Source organism: Variovorax sp. GW821-FHT09D07 (assembly GCF_059416345.1).
Genome location: NZ_JBWKOY010000013.1, coordinates 1 through 15402, shown reverse-complemented (window position 1 = coordinate 15402; position 15402 = coordinate 1). Strand labels below are relative to the sequence as shown.

The 15402-nt window shown below is 68.1% G+C and carries 16 protein-coding genes; 6 read left to right on the top strand and 10 right to left on the bottom strand.

Going from position 1 to position 15402, the window contains the following annotated elements; genetic code table 11:
- Window positions 1–60: 60 nt before the first annotated feature.
- The 3 genes from AC07OX_RS29305 (at window position 61) to AC07OX_RS29295 (ending at window position 3357) form a co-directional block, all read left to right on the top strand.
- Window positions 61–1653 (top strand): phospholipase D family protein, encoded by a 1593-nt coding sequence (locus AC07OX_RS29305; RefSeq protein WP_495263097.1) that lies wholly within the window; start codon window positions 61–63, stop codon window positions 1651–1653.
- An 85-nt stretch (window positions 1654–1738) separates the two neighbouring features.
- Complete coding sequence (locus AC07OX_RS29300; RefSeq protein ID WP_495263098.1) at window positions 1739–2908, top strand: ABC transporter substrate-binding protein; 1170 nt, start codon at window positions 1739–1741, stop codon at window positions 2906–2908.
- A gap of 101 nt (window positions 2909–3009) precedes the next feature.
- The gene (locus AC07OX_RS29295) at window positions 3010–3357 is read left to right on the top strand and encodes a hypothetical protein (protein WP_495263099.1); all 348 of its coding nucleotides are present in this window, start codon (window positions 3010–3012) and stop codon (window positions 3355–3357) included.
- A 4-nt stretch (window positions 3358–3361) separates the two neighbouring features.
- On the opposite strand, the gene AC07OX_RS29290 is transcribed toward AC07OX_RS29295, so the two are convergent.
- From AC07OX_RS29290 to AC07OX_RS29255, 8 genes are all read right to left on the bottom strand, one after another.
- The gene (locus AC07OX_RS29290; protein ID WP_495263100.1) at window positions 3362–4096 is read right to left on the bottom strand and encodes an ABC transporter ATP-binding protein; all 735 of its coding nucleotides are present in this window, start codon (window positions 4094–4096) and stop codon (window positions 3362–3364) included.
- Window positions 4089–4865 (bottom strand): ABC transporter ATP-binding protein, encoded by a 777-nt coding sequence (locus AC07OX_RS29285; RefSeq protein WP_495263101.1) that lies wholly within the window; start codon window positions 4863–4865, stop codon window positions 4089–4091. The genes AC07OX_RS29290 and AC07OX_RS29285 overlap by 8 nt, the downstream gene beginning before the upstream one ends.
- On the bottom strand, window positions 4862–5824 hold the full coding sequence (locus AC07OX_RS29280; protein WP_495263102.1) for a branched-chain amino acid ABC transporter permease: 963 nt from the start codon (window positions 5822–5824) through the stop codon (window positions 4862–4864). The genes AC07OX_RS29285 and AC07OX_RS29280 overlap by 4 nt, the downstream gene beginning before the upstream one ends.
- The gene (locus AC07OX_RS29275; protein WP_192194390.1) at window positions 5821–6681 is read right to left on the bottom strand and encodes a branched-chain amino acid ABC transporter permease; all 861 of its coding nucleotides are present in this window, start codon (window positions 6679–6681) and stop codon (window positions 5821–5823) included. The genes AC07OX_RS29280 and AC07OX_RS29275 overlap by 4 nt, the downstream gene beginning before the upstream one ends.
- A gap of 36 nt (window positions 6682–6717) precedes the next feature.
- On the bottom strand, window positions 6718–7920 hold the full coding sequence (locus AC07OX_RS29270) for an ABC transporter substrate-binding protein (protein ID WP_495263103.1): 1203 nt from the start codon (window positions 7918–7920) through the stop codon (window positions 6718–6720).
- Between the two features lie 97 nt (window positions 7921–8017).
- Entirely contained in the window at window positions 8018–8341 is a 324-nt protein-coding gene (locus AC07OX_RS29265) for a 2Fe-2S iron-sulfur cluster-binding protein (RefSeq protein ID WP_062470484.1), read from the bottom strand.
- 8 nt (window positions 8342–8349) lie between these two features.
- The gene (locus AC07OX_RS29260; RefSeq protein WP_495263104.1) at window positions 8350–9795 is read right to left on the bottom strand and encodes a glutamine synthetase family protein; all 1446 of its coding nucleotides are present in this window, start codon (window positions 9793–9795) and stop codon (window positions 8350–8352) included.
- Window positions 9796–9804: 9 nt separating this feature from the next.
- The gene (locus tag AC07OX_RS29255) at window positions 9805–11145 is read right to left on the bottom strand and encodes an aromatic ring-hydroxylating dioxygenase subunit alpha (protein WP_495263105.1); all 1341 of its coding nucleotides are present in this window, start codon (window positions 11143–11145) and stop codon (window positions 9805–9807) included.
- A gap of 297 nt (window positions 11146–11442) precedes the next feature.
- Between AC07OX_RS29255 and AC07OX_RS29250 the strand changes: the two genes are divergently transcribed.
- Window positions 11443–12177, top strand: coding sequence for a GntR family transcriptional regulator (locus AC07OX_RS29250; protein WP_062470492.1), 735 nt, complete (start codon window positions 11443–11445; stop codon window positions 12175–12177).
- A 16-nt stretch (window positions 12178–12193) separates the two neighbouring features.
- Here the strand turns inward: AC07OX_RS29250 and AC07OX_RS29245 are convergent, their stop codons facing one another.
- On the bottom strand, window positions 12194–13000 hold the full coding sequence (locus AC07OX_RS29245) for a metallophosphoesterase (protein ID WP_095743129.1): 807 nt from the start codon (window positions 12998–13000) through the stop codon (window positions 12194–12196).
- A gap of 129 nt (window positions 13001–13129) precedes the next feature.
- Here AC07OX_RS29245 and AC07OX_RS29240 point away from each other — a divergent pair, with 129 nt between their 5' ends.
- Window positions 13130–13303, top strand: coding sequence for a hypothetical protein (locus AC07OX_RS29240; protein ID WP_167394953.1), 174 nt, complete (start codon window positions 13130–13132; stop codon window positions 13301–13303).
- A gap of 50 nt (window positions 13304–13353) precedes the next feature.
- Here AC07OX_RS29240 and AC07OX_RS29235 read toward each other — a convergent pair whose 3' ends face one another.
- Window positions 13354–14325 (bottom strand): LysR family transcriptional regulator, encoded by a 972-nt coding sequence (locus AC07OX_RS29235; protein WP_062470498.1) that lies wholly within the window; start codon window positions 14323–14325, stop codon window positions 13354–13356.
- Between the two features lie 123 nt (window positions 14326–14448).
- Here AC07OX_RS29235 and AC07OX_RS29230 point away from each other — a divergent pair, with 123 nt between their 5' ends.
- Complete coding sequence (locus tag AC07OX_RS29230) at window positions 14449–14991, top strand: hypothetical protein (RefSeq protein WP_495263106.1); 543 nt, start codon at window positions 14449–14451, stop codon at window positions 14989–14991.
- Window positions 14992–15402: the final 411 nt, after the last annotated feature.

Below are 15402 nucleotides of genomic sequence, written 5' to 3'. Positions count from 1 at the left end.
CCGTTGATCATAGGGCGGCATGCCGCCCCGGCCGGGCTCTGCGGCGCTACAGTGCGACCCATGGCCGCCGCCCTGTTCCGCCTCCGTCGCTTCGTCGCCCTGGTGTCGAGCGGGCTGGCCCTCGCCTGGCTTGCGGGCTGCGCCAGCCTGCCGCCGCCGCAGCCGCACCCGGTGCTCACGAACGCGATCACCGACGTGGCCGACACCGACCTGGGCCGGCTGGCCGCCCAGGACGCGCCGCAGGGCGGGGCGGCGGGGCTGTCGGGCTTCCGGCTGCTGCCCGAGGCGGCGTTCGCGTTCGACGCGCGCATCTCGCTGGCGCGGCATGCGCAGAAGTCGCTCGACGTGCAGTACTACCTGATCAGCAACGACGACGTCGGTCTGCTGTTCCTCAAGGAGCTGCGCGAGGCCGCCGCGCGCGGCGTGCGCGTGCGGCTGCTGGTGGACGACCTGTACACGGCGGGCGAGGACGAGGTGTTCAGCAGCCTCTCGGCCTTCCCGAACATCGAGGTGCGGCTGTTCAACCCGCTGCCCTCGCGCGCCGGCTCGCTGCCCGCGCGGCTGCTGTTCTCGCTGGGCGACTTCGGGCGCATCAACCACCGCATGCACAACAAGCTGCTGGTGGCCGACAACAGCTTCGCCGTCTCGGGCGGGCGCAACATCGCCAACGAGTACTTCATGCGCAGCACGGCGGCGAACTTCATCGACATGGACGTGCTCTCCAGCGGGCCGATCGTGCGCCGCATGTCCGAGGGCTTCGACCGCTACTGGAACAGCGAGCACGCCTGGCCCATCGAGCGCATCGCGCCGCGGCGCCTGCCGATGGAAGAAGCCCAGCGGCGCTTCGACACCCTGGCGCGCGCGGCCGTGCCCGACGTGCCCATGCGCCAGCGCGACATCCTGAACAAGTCGCCGCTCGGCGAGCAGCTCACCACCGGCCGCATCGACCGCTACTGGGCCCCGGCCACGCTGTTCGTGGACGACCCCGACAAGATCACGCGCAAGGCCGAGGCGGCCTACGGCGGCAGTGTGACCGAGGGCGCGCTCGGCGTGATCCAGGCGGCGAAGCACGAAGTGAAGATCGGCTCGCCGTACTTCATTCCGGGCGCGCGCGGCATGGCGATGATGAAGGCGACCATCGAGCGCGGCGGGCGCATCACGGTGGTCACCAATTCGCTGGGCGCCACCGACGAACCGCTGGCCTATGCGGGCTACGAGCGCTACCGCGCCGACATGCTGAAGATCGGCGTCACCATCTACGAGATCGCGCCCACGCTCACCGGGCGTTCGGGGCGCTTCGGCGACTTCGGCAAGTCGATCAGCCGGCTGCACGCCAAGCTGGCCATCGTGGACGACCAGCGCTTCTTCGTCGGCTCGATGAACCTCGACCACCGCTCGGCCGCCGTCAACACCGAGATGGGGCTGGTGATCGACAGCCCACGGCTGGTGCAGGACTACGACAAGCTGATGAACGGCGAGCGCGTCAACCTGGGCTACCGGCTGCGGCTCGCGCCGGGCGGGCGGCGCGTGCAGTGGCTCGAATACGACGACGCCGGCGGCGACATCGTGCACGAGGACGAACCGGGGGAATTCCTCTGGCTGCGCTTCAAGAACTGGCTGCTTTTACCCATCGTGGGCGAGGAGCTGCTCTAGGGTTTGTCATGACCGATCCAGTGAGGTGCGTTACATTTCTGTTTGAAATGTGAACTTTTGTCACCGACTATTGGAGGCTTTGATCATGACCGTCCCCGTGCCGCGCGAGTCGACCGCGCCGCTTTCCACCAGCCGCCGCCGCGCTCTTTCCGGGCTGGCCGCCACGACGGCCGCCGCGGCCGGCGTCGGGCTGGGATTTCCGGCGTTCGCGCAGAACCGTGCGATCCGCATCGGGACGACCTTCGACAACAGCAGCGTCGAAAAGGCCAACGGCCAGGGGCTGTACCAGGGCTCCAGCGCGTTCTTCAACGCGCTGAACAAGGCCGGCGGCATCCACGGCAGCAAGGTCGAACTGGTGATGGCCGACGACACCTTCAAGCCCGAAGTGGCCAAGGCCAACGCGCTGGCCTTCGAAAAAGACGGCTCGGTGCTCGCGCTGGTACACCCGCTGGGCACGCGCCAGACCGCCGAGGTGATGGACGCGGTGCCCGGCATGGCCGTGGTCGGCCCGATCACCGGCACCATCGCGCTGCGCAAGAAGACCTCGCCCAACACTTTCTGGGTGCGCGCCAACTACGACCAGGAGGTCGACAAGCTGGTGAGCACGGCCGCCGTGCTGGGCCAGACCCGCATCGGCCTCGTGCATTCGAACGACCCGCTGGGCCAGTCGGTGCTGGCGGCGTTCAAGAACGCGCTGGCCAAGGCCAAGCTGGAGCCGGCGGTGATCGCCACCACGCCCAACACCACGAGCATGGAAGTGGGCCCGGCCGCCGAGGCCATCGCCAAGGCCAAGCCGCAGGTGGTGGTGGTCGGCCTGGCCGGCACGGCGCCTGTGTTCCTGAAGGCACTGCGCGGCGCGGGCAACAGCAGCTCGGCCTACGGCCTGTCGATCACGGCCAGCGCACTGTCGGCCATGGGCGACCTGGCACGCGGCCTGGGCTTCGTGATCGTGGTGCCGTCGCCGTACTCGACCAAGTTCGAGATCGTGCGCCGCTACCAGGCCGACATGGTGGCCAACGGCACCAAGGACTTCTCGCTGACCAGCCTGGAGGGCTACATGAACGCCGCCGTGCTGGCCGAGGGCCTGCGCCGCGCCGGCCCCGCGCCGACGCGCGCCGCCGTGCTCGGCGGCATGGCGAGCATCGAGAACTTCGACCTGGGCGGCGTGAAGATCAACTACGGCCGCTCGAACCGCGAAGGCGGCCAGTTCGTGGACGTGGCCGTGATCGGCAGCCGCGGGCAGATGCTGAGCTGATGCGGTCGAGGCGTACCGCGCGCTGCGGCGCACGGTAGCGCCTGCCGGTACGCCGGCGCACGCGCGGCCCTGTCGCGGGCCGGCGTGCTTACAGTGCGGCCATGACCCTCGAACTCATCCTGGGCCTCGGCCTGCTGGCCCTGGTGCTGCTGGACCTGGCCCTGTTCTTCCTCGTGCGCTGGGCCGTGCTGCGCGAGCACCTCGGCCCGCTGGTGGCCAGCCTCGTCTACGGCCTGTGCCTGGCCGTGCTGCCGTACTTCGTGTGGTGGGGCCTGGGCACCCACGTGCTGTTCGGCAAGGACACGACCTTCCTGGCGCCCGTGGTGGACGTCGGCCTGGCCTTCATCCTCTACACCTGCGTGTGGCTGTCGTGGGGCGTGAGCCTCATCGCCGGCGGACTGGCGTCGTGGCGTTTTTTCGTGGGGGCCCGGCGGATCGGCCTGGCCTGACGGCTCAGCCGGCTGGCGCCTCGGCGATGCCGACGCCCAGCAAGCCTTCGAGCAGCTCCTTGTCGGACGCCAGCGCCGCGCTCGGGCCGGCATGCACGACGGTGCCGCGCTCCAGCACGATCGCCTGGTGCGTCATGTCCAGGGCCAGCACCGGGTGCTGCTCCACCACGATCGATGCCAGGCCTTCCGATTCGCACAGGCGCCGGATGGCTGCCGCCAGCTCTTCCACGATGATCGGCGCGAGGCCTTCCATGGGCTCGTCGAGCAGCAGCAGCTTCGGGTTGGTCATGAGTGCGCGGCCGATGGCCAGCATCTGCTGCTCGCCGCCCGAGAGCTGGTTGCCGTAGTTGCCGCGCCGCTCGCGCAGGCGCGGAAAGAATTCATAAACCCGTTGCAAGGTCCAACTGCCGGGGCGGGCGATCACCGTGAGGTTTTCTTCCACCGTGAGCGAGGGGAACACTTCGCGCTCCTGCGGCACCCAGCCCAGCCCGGCGCGCACGCGCTGGTGCGCGGGCCAGCGCGTGATGTCGGCGCCTTGCCAGCGGATCGCGCCTTGCATCACGCGGGTGTTGCCCATCAGCGTTTCGAGCAGCGTGGTCTTGCCCACGCCGTTGCGCCCGAGGATGGCCAGGCTTTCGCCGGGCCGCAGCGAGAAATCGAGGCGGTCGAGGACCACGGCGTTGCCGTAGCCGGCGGTGACGCGGTCGAAGGCGAGGGCGGCGGTTGCGGTGTCAGCCATGGTGGTGCGAGCTTCCCAGGTAGACCTCGCGCACGCGCGGGTCGGCGCCGATCTCGGCGGGCGTGCCTTCGGTGAGGATGCGTCCGCCCACCAGCACCGAGATGCGGCGCGCGAAGCGGAACACGAGCTTCATGTCGTGCTCGATGAAGAGCACGCTGATGTCGGCCGGCAGCGCCGCGATGGCTTCGAAGAGTTCGCCGCTCTCGTCCTCCGGCACGCCGGCGGCGGGCTCGTCGAGCAGCAGGATGCGGGGCTTGGCGGCGAGCGCCAGCGCGATCTCGAGCAGTCGCTGCTTGCCGTAGGCCAGCTCGGCCACGGGCACGTCGGCCAGGGCGTCGAGCTTCAGCGTGGCCAGCAGCGCGTGCGCTTCGTCGAACACGGCGGTGCAGCCCTTGAGCGGCCGCCACCAGGTGGCGCCCAGGCCTTCGCGCTCGCTGATGGCGAGCACCACCGACAAGAGCGGCGTGAGGCTGGGGAACAGCGTGTTGATCTGGAAGGTGCGCGCCAGCCCCATGTGGGCGCGCTTGTCGCCGGGCAGGCGCGTGATGTCGCGCGGGCCCAGGTGGATCTGGCCGCTGGTGGGCTTGAACACGCCCGTGAGCAGGTTGATGAGCGTGGTCTTGCCGGCGCCGTTGGGGCCGATCAGCGCCTGCCGCGCACCGGGCTCGAGCGACAGGTTGACGTCGCTCACGGCCTGGAAGGCGCCGAAGCGGATGCCCAGGTTCTGCGTGCGCAGCGCGTGCGTGGTGGTTGCGGTGGTGGAGCTCATCGCGCCTTCTCCGTGCGCACCACGCGCGAGAGCGCGCCCATGATCCCGCCGCGTCCGAGCATGACGGCCGCGATCAGGAAGATGCCGAGCCAGAACATCCAGTACTGCGGGTTCATGTCGGCGAACCAGTCGTGCACCAGCATGTAGACGATGGCGCCGATGAGCCCGCCGTACAGCCGCCCGGTGCCGCCTAGCACGAGGATGATCAGCACTTCGGCCGAGCGGTTGAAGCTGATCGATTCGATGCCGACGAACTGCGTGGTCTGCGCCAGCAGCGCGCCCGCCACGCCGGCCACGGCGGCCGACATCGCATAGGCCATGCGCAGGCGCGCTTCCACCGGCGAGCCGATGGCCGTCATGCGCTTGCGGCTGTCGTGGATGCCGCGCAGCGCCAGGCCGAAGGGCGAGCGCAGCACCAGCCGCACCAGCAGGAACATCGCGAGCACCACGCCGAAGGCATAGCCGAACGCGGTCTTGCCGTAGAGGTCGAAGTCGAACAGGCCGAGCACCGGCGCGATCACCACGCCCTGCAGCCCGTCGGTGCCGCCCGTGATGCCCGAGAGCCGGTTGGCCAGCTCGAACAGCAGCACGCACACGCCGATGGTGATCATCAGCCGCGTGAGGTCGGCGCCGCGCACCACGAGGTAGCTCAGCACGTAGCCCAGCAGGCCGCACACGGCGAGCGCGAACGCCAGGCCGGTGAAGGGCTCGCTCCAGCCGTACTTGGCGAGCAGGCCGGCCGCATAGGCGCCCGCGCCGAAGAAGGCGGCGTGGCCCACGGTGAGGATGCCCGCGTAGCCCAGCGCCATGTCCAGCGACACGGCAAAGAGCCCGAAGATCATGATCTGGCTCATCAGCGTGAGCTTGTCGGGCAAGAGGAAGAAGCTCGAGGCGAGTGCGAGCCAGAAGGCGATTTCGGCCACGCGCAATTGCGCGGGGGACAGGCTCAGCGGCTTCATGCGAGCCCCTTCTTGGCGACGATGCCGTTCGGGCGCACCAGCAGCATGACGATCATGAACACGTAGATGAGAAAGGCGCCCGTTTCAGGCAGGTAGTACTTGCCCGCCACGTCGACGATGCCGACCAGCAGCGCCGCGATGAAGGGCCCGGTGACGGTGCCCGCACCGCCCACGCACACCACCATCAAAAAGTAGACGAGGTACTTGAGCGGGAACGACGGCTCCAGCCCCAGCATGCCCAGGCTCAGCGCGCCGCCCAGGCCCGCCAGGCCGCAGCCCAGCGAGAAGGTCAGGAAGAACAGGCGCTGCACGTGGATGCCCGTGCCGCCGGCCACGCGCTGGTTGTCGACCGCGGCGCGCACCATCGCGCCGTAGCGCGTCTTGCCCAGGCCCAGCAGCAGCGCGACCAGCACGGCCACGCCGCAGCCGATGAGGAACAGGCGGTAGCGGCCCACTTCGAGGCCGAGCAGCGACACCTGGCCCTCGAGCGCCTTCGGCAGCGTGAAGGGCTGCATCGTCGGGCCGAAGAAGTAGGTGAAGGCGGCGATCGAGACGAACACCACGCCGATCGACAGCAGCACCTGGTCCAGCGGGTGCGCGCGGTACAGCCGCCGGTAGAACACGAACTCCAGCACCGCGCCCACCAGCGCTGCGGCCACGAAGGCCGCCGCCAGCGAGAGCCCGAAGCCCAGGCCCCATTGGTTCATGAGCACGCTGGCCGCGTAGCCGCCCACCATCGCGAAACTGCCGTGCGCGAGGTTGACGAAATTCATGAGTCCCATCGTGATGGACAGGCCCACGCCGATGAGAAACAGGAGCATGCCGTAGGCCACTCCATCGAAGATCACGATGCCCATGAATTTCTTGCTTGCTGCGTGCTGGCTGGCGTTGGCTTACTTGGGAGCGGCTTCCTTGGCCGGGTCCTTGACGCGCTCGAACTTGTCGAACTCCACGTTCACCAGCTGGCCGTTGGCGCGCTCGGTCTTGCGGATGTAGACGGTCTGCACGATGTCGCGCGTGGCGGCGTCGATCTCGATCGGGCCGCGCGGGCTCTCGAAGCTCAGGCCCTTGAGCGCGTCCATGAACTTGTCGCCGCCAGTGTCGCCCTTGGTCTTGGCCAGCGCCAGGTCGATGGCAGCCATGGTGTCGTAGGCGGTCACGGCGAAGTAGCTGGGGCGCAGCTTGGCACCGTTGTCGGCGGCGAAGTCCTTCACGAACTTCTGGTTCTTGGGCGAGTTGTGCGCGAACGAGTAGTGGTGGCTGGTGACCAGGCCCAGCGCCACGTCGCCGGTGGCGTCCAGGTAGCTGTCGTCGGTGGCTTCGCCGGTGGCGAAGAGCTTGATGCCGGCTTGCTCCATGCCGCGCTCCTTCCACACCTTGAGGAAGGCCGGCGGCATCACGCCCGAGGGGAAGAAGAAGAACACGGCCTGGGGCTTGGCGTCCTTGATGCGCTGCACGTAGGCCGAGAAGTCGGGGTTGTTCATCGGCGTGCGCACCTCGCCCGAGACCTTGCCGCCGCCGGCGGTGAAGGCCTTCTTGAACGCGGTCTCGGCATCGACGCCCGAGGCGTAGTCGGCGACCACGGTGTAGGCGTCCTTCACGCCCTGCTTGAGCATGTAGCGCGCCATCGGGTCGGTGACCTGCTGCACGGTGAACGACAGGCGTGCCACGTAGGGCGAGCTGGTGGTGATGGCCGAGGAGGCGGCGTTCATCACCAGCGTGGGGATCTTGGCCTGCGTGGCGATGGCGCCCACGGCGTAGGCGTTGGGGCTGAAGTCCAGGCCGGTGAGCACGTTCACCTTGTCGCGCACGATGAGTTCCTGCGCGATGCGCTTGGCGGCGTCGGGCGCGGGGCCGGCGGTGTCCTTCTTGATGATCTCGACGGTGCGCCCGCCCACCTTGCCGCCGTGCTCCTTCAGGTACAGCGCGATGCCGGCGTCGAACTGGCGGCCGTAGTCGGCGTAGGGGCCGGAGTAGGTCGCGATGAGGCCGATGCGCAGCGGCTCGCTGGTCTGTGCCTGGGCCGCACCCGCCATGCCGAGGCCGGCGAGCAGCAGGGTCGAGAGGAGGGTTCGCTTGGTCATCGTCGTCGTCATGAAAAAACGCCTTTCAGTGGGAGTGGAATGCGCCGCGCGGGCGCCGCTGGCTTGTAACCGGATGTTTGGCAGCGGGCGATGATGCCCGACGCGTTGGTCAGACCTGTGTATCGGGCACACGCACCGTGAGGCCATCGAGGGCGGCGCTCACGCTGAGCTGGCAACTCAGGCGCGAACCGGGCCGGCGCTCGGACGCGACGGCATCGAGCAGCGCGCTTTCCATGTCGTCGGGCGGCGGCAGCAGTTCGAGGAACGCGTCGTCGACGTAGACGTGGCAGGTCGCGCACGAGCAGCAGCCGCCGCACTCGGCGTCGATGCCGCGCACGTTGCCGCGGATGGCGGTCTCCATCACGCTGGCGCCGACCTTGGCGTCGACCTCGCGCGTGGTGCCGTCCTTGAGGATGTAGTGGATCGTGGGCATTGAAGGGTTCAAAACATGTCGAAGTACTCGCGGTGTTCCCACTCGCTGACTTCGAGGTTGAAGCGGGCGATTTCCGCTTCCTTGATGTGGCACAGGTAGTCGACGAAGGTCTTGCCCATCTGCGCGTTGAGCATCTCGTCGCGGCGCAGGCAGGCGAGGGCGTCGCCGAGCGATCGCGGCAGTTGCTCCGCCGGTGTTTCGTAGGGCGCATCGGCCGAGGGGCCGGGGTCGGTCTGGTGGCGGATGCCGTCCAGGCCCGAGAACAGCTGCGACGCGAGGTACAGGTACGGGTTGGCCGTCGGCTCGCCCACGCGGTTCTCGATGCGCGAGGCGTTCTGGCCCGGGCCGCCGAGCACGCGCAGCATCGCGCCGCGGTTGTCGCGTGCCCAGATCGCGCGGTCGGGCGCGAGCGAGAAGGGGCGGTAGCGGCGGTAGCCGTTGATCGTCGGGCTGGCCAGTGCCGCCGCGCCGCAGGCGTGCGCCTTCAGGCCGCCGAGGTAGTGCATGCCGATCTCGCTCAGGTCGCGCCCGCCGGGCTCGGGCATGAAGGCGTTCACGCCGTCGCTCTTGCGGCGCAGCGACTGGTGCAGGTGCCACCCGCTGGACATCACGTTGGGGATCTTCGGGCGGCACATGAAGGTGGCATGCAGGCCCGCGCGCTGGCAGATCTGCTTGATGGCGCTGCGCAGCAGCACCATGGTGTCGGCGGGCGTCACGCCGGCCGTGGGGCCGAAGGTGAGCTCGAACTGGCTCGGGCCGAACTCGATCTCCAGCGAGCGCAGCGGCAGGCCCAGCGCCACGAGCTGCGAGCGCAGCAGCTCCATGAGGCCGTCGACGCGGTCGTAGCGCAGCTCGGTGAGGTACTGGTGGCCGTGCGACAGCAGCGACACGCGCGGCGGTTCGCCGGGCTGGCCCGAGTCGGGCAGGCCCATGCGCGCGTCTTCGAGCTTGAAGACGTGGAACTCGACCTCGAGGCCGGCGATGAAGTCCAGCCCCAACTCGTCGAGCTGCGCCACCGCGCGCTGCAGGATCTGCCGCGTGGCGAAGGGGCAGGGCCGGCCGTCGGCCATGTAGGCGTCGCACAGGATCCAGCCGGTGCGCGGCGCCCAGGGCAGCACCTTGAAGGTGGCGGGGTCGGCCACGATGGTGAAGTCGGCGCCGCCCTGCAGGCCCTCGATGGCGAAGCCGCCGCCCTGCGTGAACACGGGGAACACGGTCTTGTGCGAGGTGTCCTTGGCCAGCAGGGTGGAGGTGAGGTTCACGCCCTCCCACAGGGCCGAGCGCGCCTCGCCCGCGACCAGGGTCTTGCCGCGCAGCAGGCCGTGCTGGTCGGGCCAGGCGAAGCGGACGGTGTCCACCTCGCCGCTGTCGATGCGGCGCACGAGTTCGCGCGCCTGCGCATGCTGGTCGGCCGACCAGAGACCGAAGCGGTCGACGAAGGTGTGGCTGTTCATGGCGCGTGCTCAGGCAGCGGCAGCGGCCAGGCGCGCGGACGCCCAGTCGGACTTCAGGCGGCGCGCGCGGTCGGCGTCCTGCCAGTAGGCCTCGGTGGCGGCTTCATCGACCACCTTGCCGATGCCGTCGATCGACGGCGGGCCGGTCATGGCGCTGGCCTGCGCGGCGTCGATGAGCATCGGCGCGGTTTCGCCGGCGAGCGTGGCCTCGATGGCCTTCACCAGCACGCGGCGGTAGGCAATGATGCCCTTGTCGGTGCTGCCCAGGTGCTCGCGCGTGCGGTCCTGGATGGCGCCCTGCGATTCCACCGCCCACTGGTCGTGCACGTTGATGTCGTCGCCCATGCCGGTGTAGGTCTCGGTCAGCTGCTCCTCGATGCTGTAGCCGTAGTTGTTGCGCTTGTTCTTGCGCGAGGTGTAGTCGGGCAGCTCGTACAGCTTCAGGCGCTGGTCGCGCATCTGCTGTTTGTCGACCGGGCCGGTGAAGCTCGTGAACACGGCATACCAGTAGCAGTGCGTGTCGTCCACGGGCACGTGCCACTGCGAGATCGTCATCTCGGCGCTCATCGGGATCACGAAGGCCTGCGGGAACACCACGTTGGTCACGCGCACGTGGGTGGTGTCTTCGGAGAGCTTGCGCAGCGCCTTCAGGCGGAAGCCGTAGTCGGTGGGCTCCACGCTGATGTCGGGGCGGTCGTACTCGCGCAGCACCTTGGTGATGGGCATGTCGGAGTCGGCCGAGGCGCCGCGGAACTGCTTGCCGTAGCTCCCGGAGGTGTCTTCGTCCTCGAAGAAGCGGTGCAGGTACGAGGCGTGCGCGGGGTCGATGCCCACCTCGAGCGCCTGCAGCCAGTTGCATTCGAAGAGGCCCTTGAACGCGAAGGTGTGGGTGTCGGGCGCGACGAAGCAGTCGAAGTCGGGGAAGGCCGGGGGCTCGCCCTCGCCGATGTACGCGAAGACGATGCCGGCCTTCTCGACCACCGGGTAGGCCGACTGCTTGATGCGGCTGCACAGCTTGCTGGTGGCGGGCTCGGCCGGGGTCTCCAGGCAGTTGCCCTTGGCGTCGAACAGCCAGCCGTGGAAGGCGCAGCGGATGCCGCCGTTTTCCAGCCGGCCGAAGGCCAGGTCGGCACCGCGGTGCGGGCAGTCGCGGTCGAGCATGCCGAGCTGGCCGCTCTCGTCGCGGAACAGCACGAAGTCCTGGCCCATGAGCTTCACGGGCTTGACCGGGCGCGGGCCCGCCAGTTCGTCGGCCAGGGCCACCGGCTGCCAGTAGCGGCGCAGCAGCTTGCCGGCGGGGGCGCCGGGTCCGACGCGGGTGATGAAATCGTTTTGCTCGGCGCTGATCATCGTGCGGGCTCCATCGAGAGGTCTTTGTCAGAAGGCCTGCAGGCATTGCATGCAGTTGTATGCATTGTCTTGGTGATTTTTGACAAAGGTCAAACTTTCATCGGCCGATTCGCCCTGTTTTGGGGCTTGAAGCGGCCATATATAGGGTTAACTCTGAGGTGATTGTGTGTTTTTGACACACTTCTGTTTGCAGTGCATGCAACAACCGCGCCCGTTTGGCTATGCTGCGTGCAGCGGCGGGCGGGTCTCCTAGAATTCGCCCATTCATCCCTCTCCTTGTTGCCCTGGCGCCTCCCGATGGACTCCCAACAATCCCGCGTGCTCGTGCAACTGCGCGACCTGATCCTCAAGGGCGAATTCGTGCCCGGAGAGCGGCTGGCCGAGATCCCGCTGGCCGAGAAGCTCGGGGCCTCGCGCACGCCGGTGCGCCTGGCGCTGGCCAGCCTCGAGCACGAAGGCCTCATCGAGCAGTCGCCCAGCGGCGGCTACCAGATGCGCCGCTTCACCTCGCAGGAAGTGGCCGACGCCATCCGCGTGCGCGGCGTGATCGAGGGCTTTGCCGCCCGCCTGCTGGCGGAAGACGGCGTGTCGCGCCAGCTGCTGCGCGACCTGAAGGACTGCCTGGAAGACGGCGATCGCGCCGTCAACAAGCCCAGCATGGAGATCGACGACTACGCCGCCTACGTCGAGATGAACGACCGCTTCCACCGGCTGATCCTCGAAGGCTGCGGCAACTTGGCGCTCAAGCGCGTGATGGACATGCTCGGCGGCCAGCCCTTTGCCGCGCCCAGCGCGATGCTGCCCATGCAGTCATCGATGGAGGAGGGCCAGCAGTGGATGCGCCAGGCGCACCGCACGCACCACGCGATGGTGCAGGCCATCGAGCGCGGCCAGGGCTCGCGCGCCCAGGCGCTCGGCGAGGAACACGTCGAGATTGCGCGCATGAACCTCGACTACGCGCTGGAGCGGCCCGAGCTCGCGGCCGAACTCATGCCGGGCATCCGGCTCGTGGCCAAGGGGCGCACCGCCTGAGCGGCGAAACGGCCGGTCAGCGGATCTCGATCAGCAGCTGGGGCTGGTAGCCCTCTTGCTCGCCGTTGCTGCGGTAGCCCAGCGGATTGGCGACCACGCGGCAGCCGTCCTTCACATAGTCGAACGGGCAATGCAGGTGGCCGTGCAGCCACAGCTGCGCGTGCGGCAGCAGCTCGTCGAGCGAATTGCAGAAACCCGCGGTGCCGGGCGTGAGCCCGTAGCGGGGGTCGGCGCTGGCGAGGCTGGGCGCGAAATGGGTGATGGCCACCGTCGTGCCGTCGTAGGGCTGGGCCAGCGCGTCACGCAACCAAGCCTGGCAGGTGAGCGCTTGCTCTCTCATTTCGGCCGACATGAAGGGCTTGCCGTTGCGCGTGCCGGCCATCTTCTCGAGGTAAAAGTCGGCCGCGCGCATCGCCTTGCCGCGCTTCTTGAGCGCCTCGGCGAGGCCGTCGCGGGGCTCGACCAGCGCGTCGAAATCGGCCCACAGCGTGGTGCCGATGAAGCGGATGCCCTCGATGACCAGCGTCTCGCGCTCCAGCCAGAGGATGCCGAGCTCGTCGCACAGCGCCCGCAGGCGCGCATGCGTCGCGTCGAAATCGAGGTTGTCGTACTCGTGGTTGCCCGGCACGTAGACCACCGGCGTCGGCCAGCCCTTGCGCGGCGAGAAGCGGCCCAGGCCGAAATCGGTGTCCGTCAGGCGGGAGCCTTCCTGGTAGGAGCCGATGTCGCCCCCGAGCACGAGCAGGTCGGCGCCCGGGATGGGGTCGGCATGAAAGTTGGGGTGGGATTCCAGGTGGAGGTCGGAGAGCAGTTGCAGCTTCATCGTCGGGTCAGTCTAGGTGAATCGCACTATGCGCGAGATGCATAACCTGGGGCTTGCTTTACTAGGGATTACCCTTAATCTACATCCATCGTTAATCAACCCCGTCGCAGCCACAAGCCGCGCACCGTCATGTTCAGTCTTCTTGCCCAAGTGGCCCGTTTCTTCCGTTCGTCGCCGAGCCAGACCCCCGCCAGCCACGCCGCTGCGCTGATGGAAAGCGCCGACAGCCGTGCCGGTCGCGGTGCGCACCACGCGCAGGAGCTGCGTGCGGCGGCTTCCGCCTGGCTCAGCGTCGTCAGGTAATTCGCTGACGCGCGCCGCCCCGTGCGGCGCACCCGGGATCCAAGGGCAGGTCACGCCTGCCCGTGGACCGAGCCCGCGAACGCCGCGGCCGCCGAGCGCAACAGTGCCGTGCGCAGCCACTCGTGCGAATGCCCATGCTGGGCGCGCCGGTGCCAGATGGCATCCACGTGCACCGGCGGCTGGTCGAAGGGCAGGTCCCGCACCACCAGCTGATTCTCGATGCCCGTCACGCTCACGAAGTGACGCGGCAGCACCGCCAGCAGGTCCGAATTCGCGACCACGCGCCCGGCGGTGAAGAACTGGTTCACCGTCACCGCGATCCGCCGCTCGCGCCCCATGGCGCCCAGCGTCTGGTCGATGAAGCCGTACGGCCGCCCCGAAAAGCTCACGAGCAGGTGCCGCGCCGTGCAGTAGCTGTCGAGCGTCAGCGGTGCGCTGGCCAGCGGATGGCCGCGTCGCATCACACAGACATACTGGCCCAGGTAGAGCCGCTGGGTCTCGAATGGCACCCCCACCCCCGATTGCCCGCGCGCCGCCAGGCTCGCGATCACGGCGGGAAAGTAGCCGATCGCCATGTCGACTTCTTCGTGCTCCAGCATGCGGCGCGGGTCGCGCGTGGTCAGCGGCAGCACGCGCAGCGAGATGGCCGGGGCTTCTTCTTCCGCAATCTTCACCAGGCCCGGCATGAGTTCGGCGGCCGTGGCATCGGCCATGGCCAGCAGGAAGGTCGTGTCGGCGGTGCCGGCATCGAACTCGCCGGGCGCCAGCGTGTGCTGCAGCTGGCGCAAGGCGTCGCGCACCGTCGGCCAGAGGGCTTGCGCGCGCGGCGTGGGTTCCACGCCCGCACCGGAACGCCGCACCAGCTCGTCGCCCAACAGCTCGCGCAGGCGGCGCAGCGAGTTGCTCACGGCCGGCTGGGTGATCGCGAGGTTGCGGGCGGCGCGCGTGAGGTTGCGCTCTGCCATCACTTCGTCGAAGACGCGCAGCAGGTTGAGGTCGAATGTGCGGAAATTGACGTCCATCAGCGATATGAATGATAAACATCAGAAAGATAAAGTGGCGGAACACTCGGGTAATCCCTAATATCGGGTCATCGGCCTTGTTCGCCACCACTGATTACCACTTATCCCCAGGAGGGATGCATCATGACCAGCTTTGTCCACGTTGACCAACCCACCGAACATCCCGGCGTCCGTCGCGCCGAAATTCTCTTCGGCCAGATCCAGGCCGCCCGTGCCGGCGCCCATGGCGCCCGTCCGCTGATCGCACTGTTCGTGCTGGCCCTCGCGGCCGCCGTGCTCGTGGTCGCCGACAAGATCGTTTCCAACTGGGACGAAGGCGCGCTGCTCGCCGCATGGACCGTGTTCTGTGTCGCGGCCATCGCCTTGTTCGCGCTCTTCGTCGGCTCGGTGCGCAAGAGCAGCCTGGCCACCCTGTGGCGCGAAGCTGCAGAGCGCCGTGCGCAAGCGCATGCAGACGCCCGCTTCCTGGCGACCGCCCAGAGCGATCCGCGCATCATGCAAGAGCTGCAAGCCGCGGTGTGGCGTCAGCAGTCGGACGACGTCGTGTCGGCTGAAGCCGTCGCCAAGGTCGACGCACTGGCTCGCATGAACCGTCGTTCGCAAGAAGTGCGCATGCCCACTCTGTACGAAGCGATGCGCCGCATGAACAGCTCGCGCTATTACTAAGCAAGGCTGGGCCGGGCGCTGAGTGGCCGGCTGTAGCTGAGTTGGTTCAAAGGCCCGTCAGACGTATGTCCGACGGGCCTTTTTCATTGGGGGCTGAGCCGATTGCAGGTTGGTGAATGTCTCTGCTGCCATGGAGGCGCTGCGGGAGCTGCTCGATGGCGCCCTGGTTGGGGGAGCGTACGCCTCTATATATAAGGGGGCGGATGGAGTCGCTCCTGGGGAGAGCCGTGAGATCAAGCGGTGCCTGAAGACGCGGCAAGCTGTGGAGCGGTCTCACTGCAAGATTCTTTTCATCTCGTGTTGGCTTCGGTGCCCAAAATGACATACACTGGCAGGCTTCGCTGCTGAATACCTCTGGTGTTCGAAGCGACTGGTGCTCTCAGGAGCGTTGGTTGTGGGTGGTGAAGAAAG

What these genes read in the sequence shown, in the direction of transcription:
- AC07OX_RS29305 (WP_495263097.1), top strand. Translation starts at nt 61, where the DNA reads ATGGCCGCCGCCCTGTTCCGCCTCCGTCGCTTCGTCGCCCTGGTGTCG.
- AC07OX_RS29300 (WP_495263098.1), top strand. Translation starts at nt 1,739, where the DNA reads ATGACCGTCCCCGTGCCGCGCGAGTCGACCGCGCCGCTTTCCACCAGC.
- AC07OX_RS29295 (WP_495263099.1), top strand. Translation starts at nt 3,010, where the DNA reads ATGACCCTCGAACTCATCCTGGGCCTCGGCCTGCTGGCCCTGGTGCTG.
- AC07OX_RS29290 (WP_495263100.1), bottom strand. Translation starts at nt 4,096, where the DNA reads ATGGCTGACACCGCAACCGCCGCCCTCGCCTTCGACCGCGTCACCGCC.
- AC07OX_RS29285 (WP_495263101.1), bottom strand. Translation starts at nt 4,865, where the DNA reads ATGAGCTCCACCACCGCAACCACCACGCACGCGCTGCGCACGCAGAAC.
- AC07OX_RS29280 (WP_495263102.1), bottom strand. Translation starts at nt 5,824, where the DNA reads ATGAAGCCGCTGAGCCTGTCCCCCGCGCAATTGCGCGTGGCCGAAATC.
- AC07OX_RS29275 (WP_192194390.1), bottom strand. Translation starts at nt 6,681, where the DNA reads ATGGGCATCGTGATCTTCGATGGAGTGGCCTACGGCATGCTCCTGTTT.
- AC07OX_RS29270 (WP_495263103.1), bottom strand. Translation starts at nt 7,920, where the DNA reads ATGACGACGACGATGACCAAGCGAACCCTCCTCTCGACCCTGCTGCTC.
- AC07OX_RS29265 (WP_062470484.1), bottom strand. Translation starts at nt 8,341, where the DNA reads ATGCCCACGATCCACTACATCCTCAAGGACGGCACCACGCGCGAGGTC.
- AC07OX_RS29260 (WP_495263104.1), bottom strand. Translation starts at nt 9,795, where the DNA reads ATGAACAGCCACACCTTCGTCGACCGCTTCGGTCTCTGGTCGGCCGAC.
- AC07OX_RS29255 (WP_495263105.1), bottom strand. Translation starts at nt 11,145, where the DNA reads ATGATCAGCGCCGAGCAAAACGATTTCATCACCCGCGTCGGACCCGGC.
- AC07OX_RS29250 (WP_062470492.1), top strand. Translation starts at nt 11,443, where the DNA reads ATGGACTCCCAACAATCCCGCGTGCTCGTGCAACTGCGCGACCTGATC.
- AC07OX_RS29245 (WP_095743129.1), bottom strand. Translation starts at nt 13,000, where the DNA reads ATGAAGCTGCAACTGCTCTCCGACCTCCACCTGGAATCCCACCCCAAC.
- AC07OX_RS29240 (WP_167394953.1), top strand. Translation starts at nt 13,130, where the DNA reads ATGTTCAGTCTTCTTGCCCAAGTGGCCCGTTTCTTCCGTTCGTCGCCG.
- AC07OX_RS29235 (WP_062470498.1), bottom strand. Translation starts at nt 14,325, where the DNA reads ATGGACGTCAATTTCCGCACATTCGACCTCAACCTGCTGCGCGTCTTC.
- AC07OX_RS29230 (WP_495263106.1), top strand. Translation starts at nt 14,449, where the DNA reads ATGACCAGCTTTGTCCACGTTGACCAACCCACCGAACATCCCGGCGTC.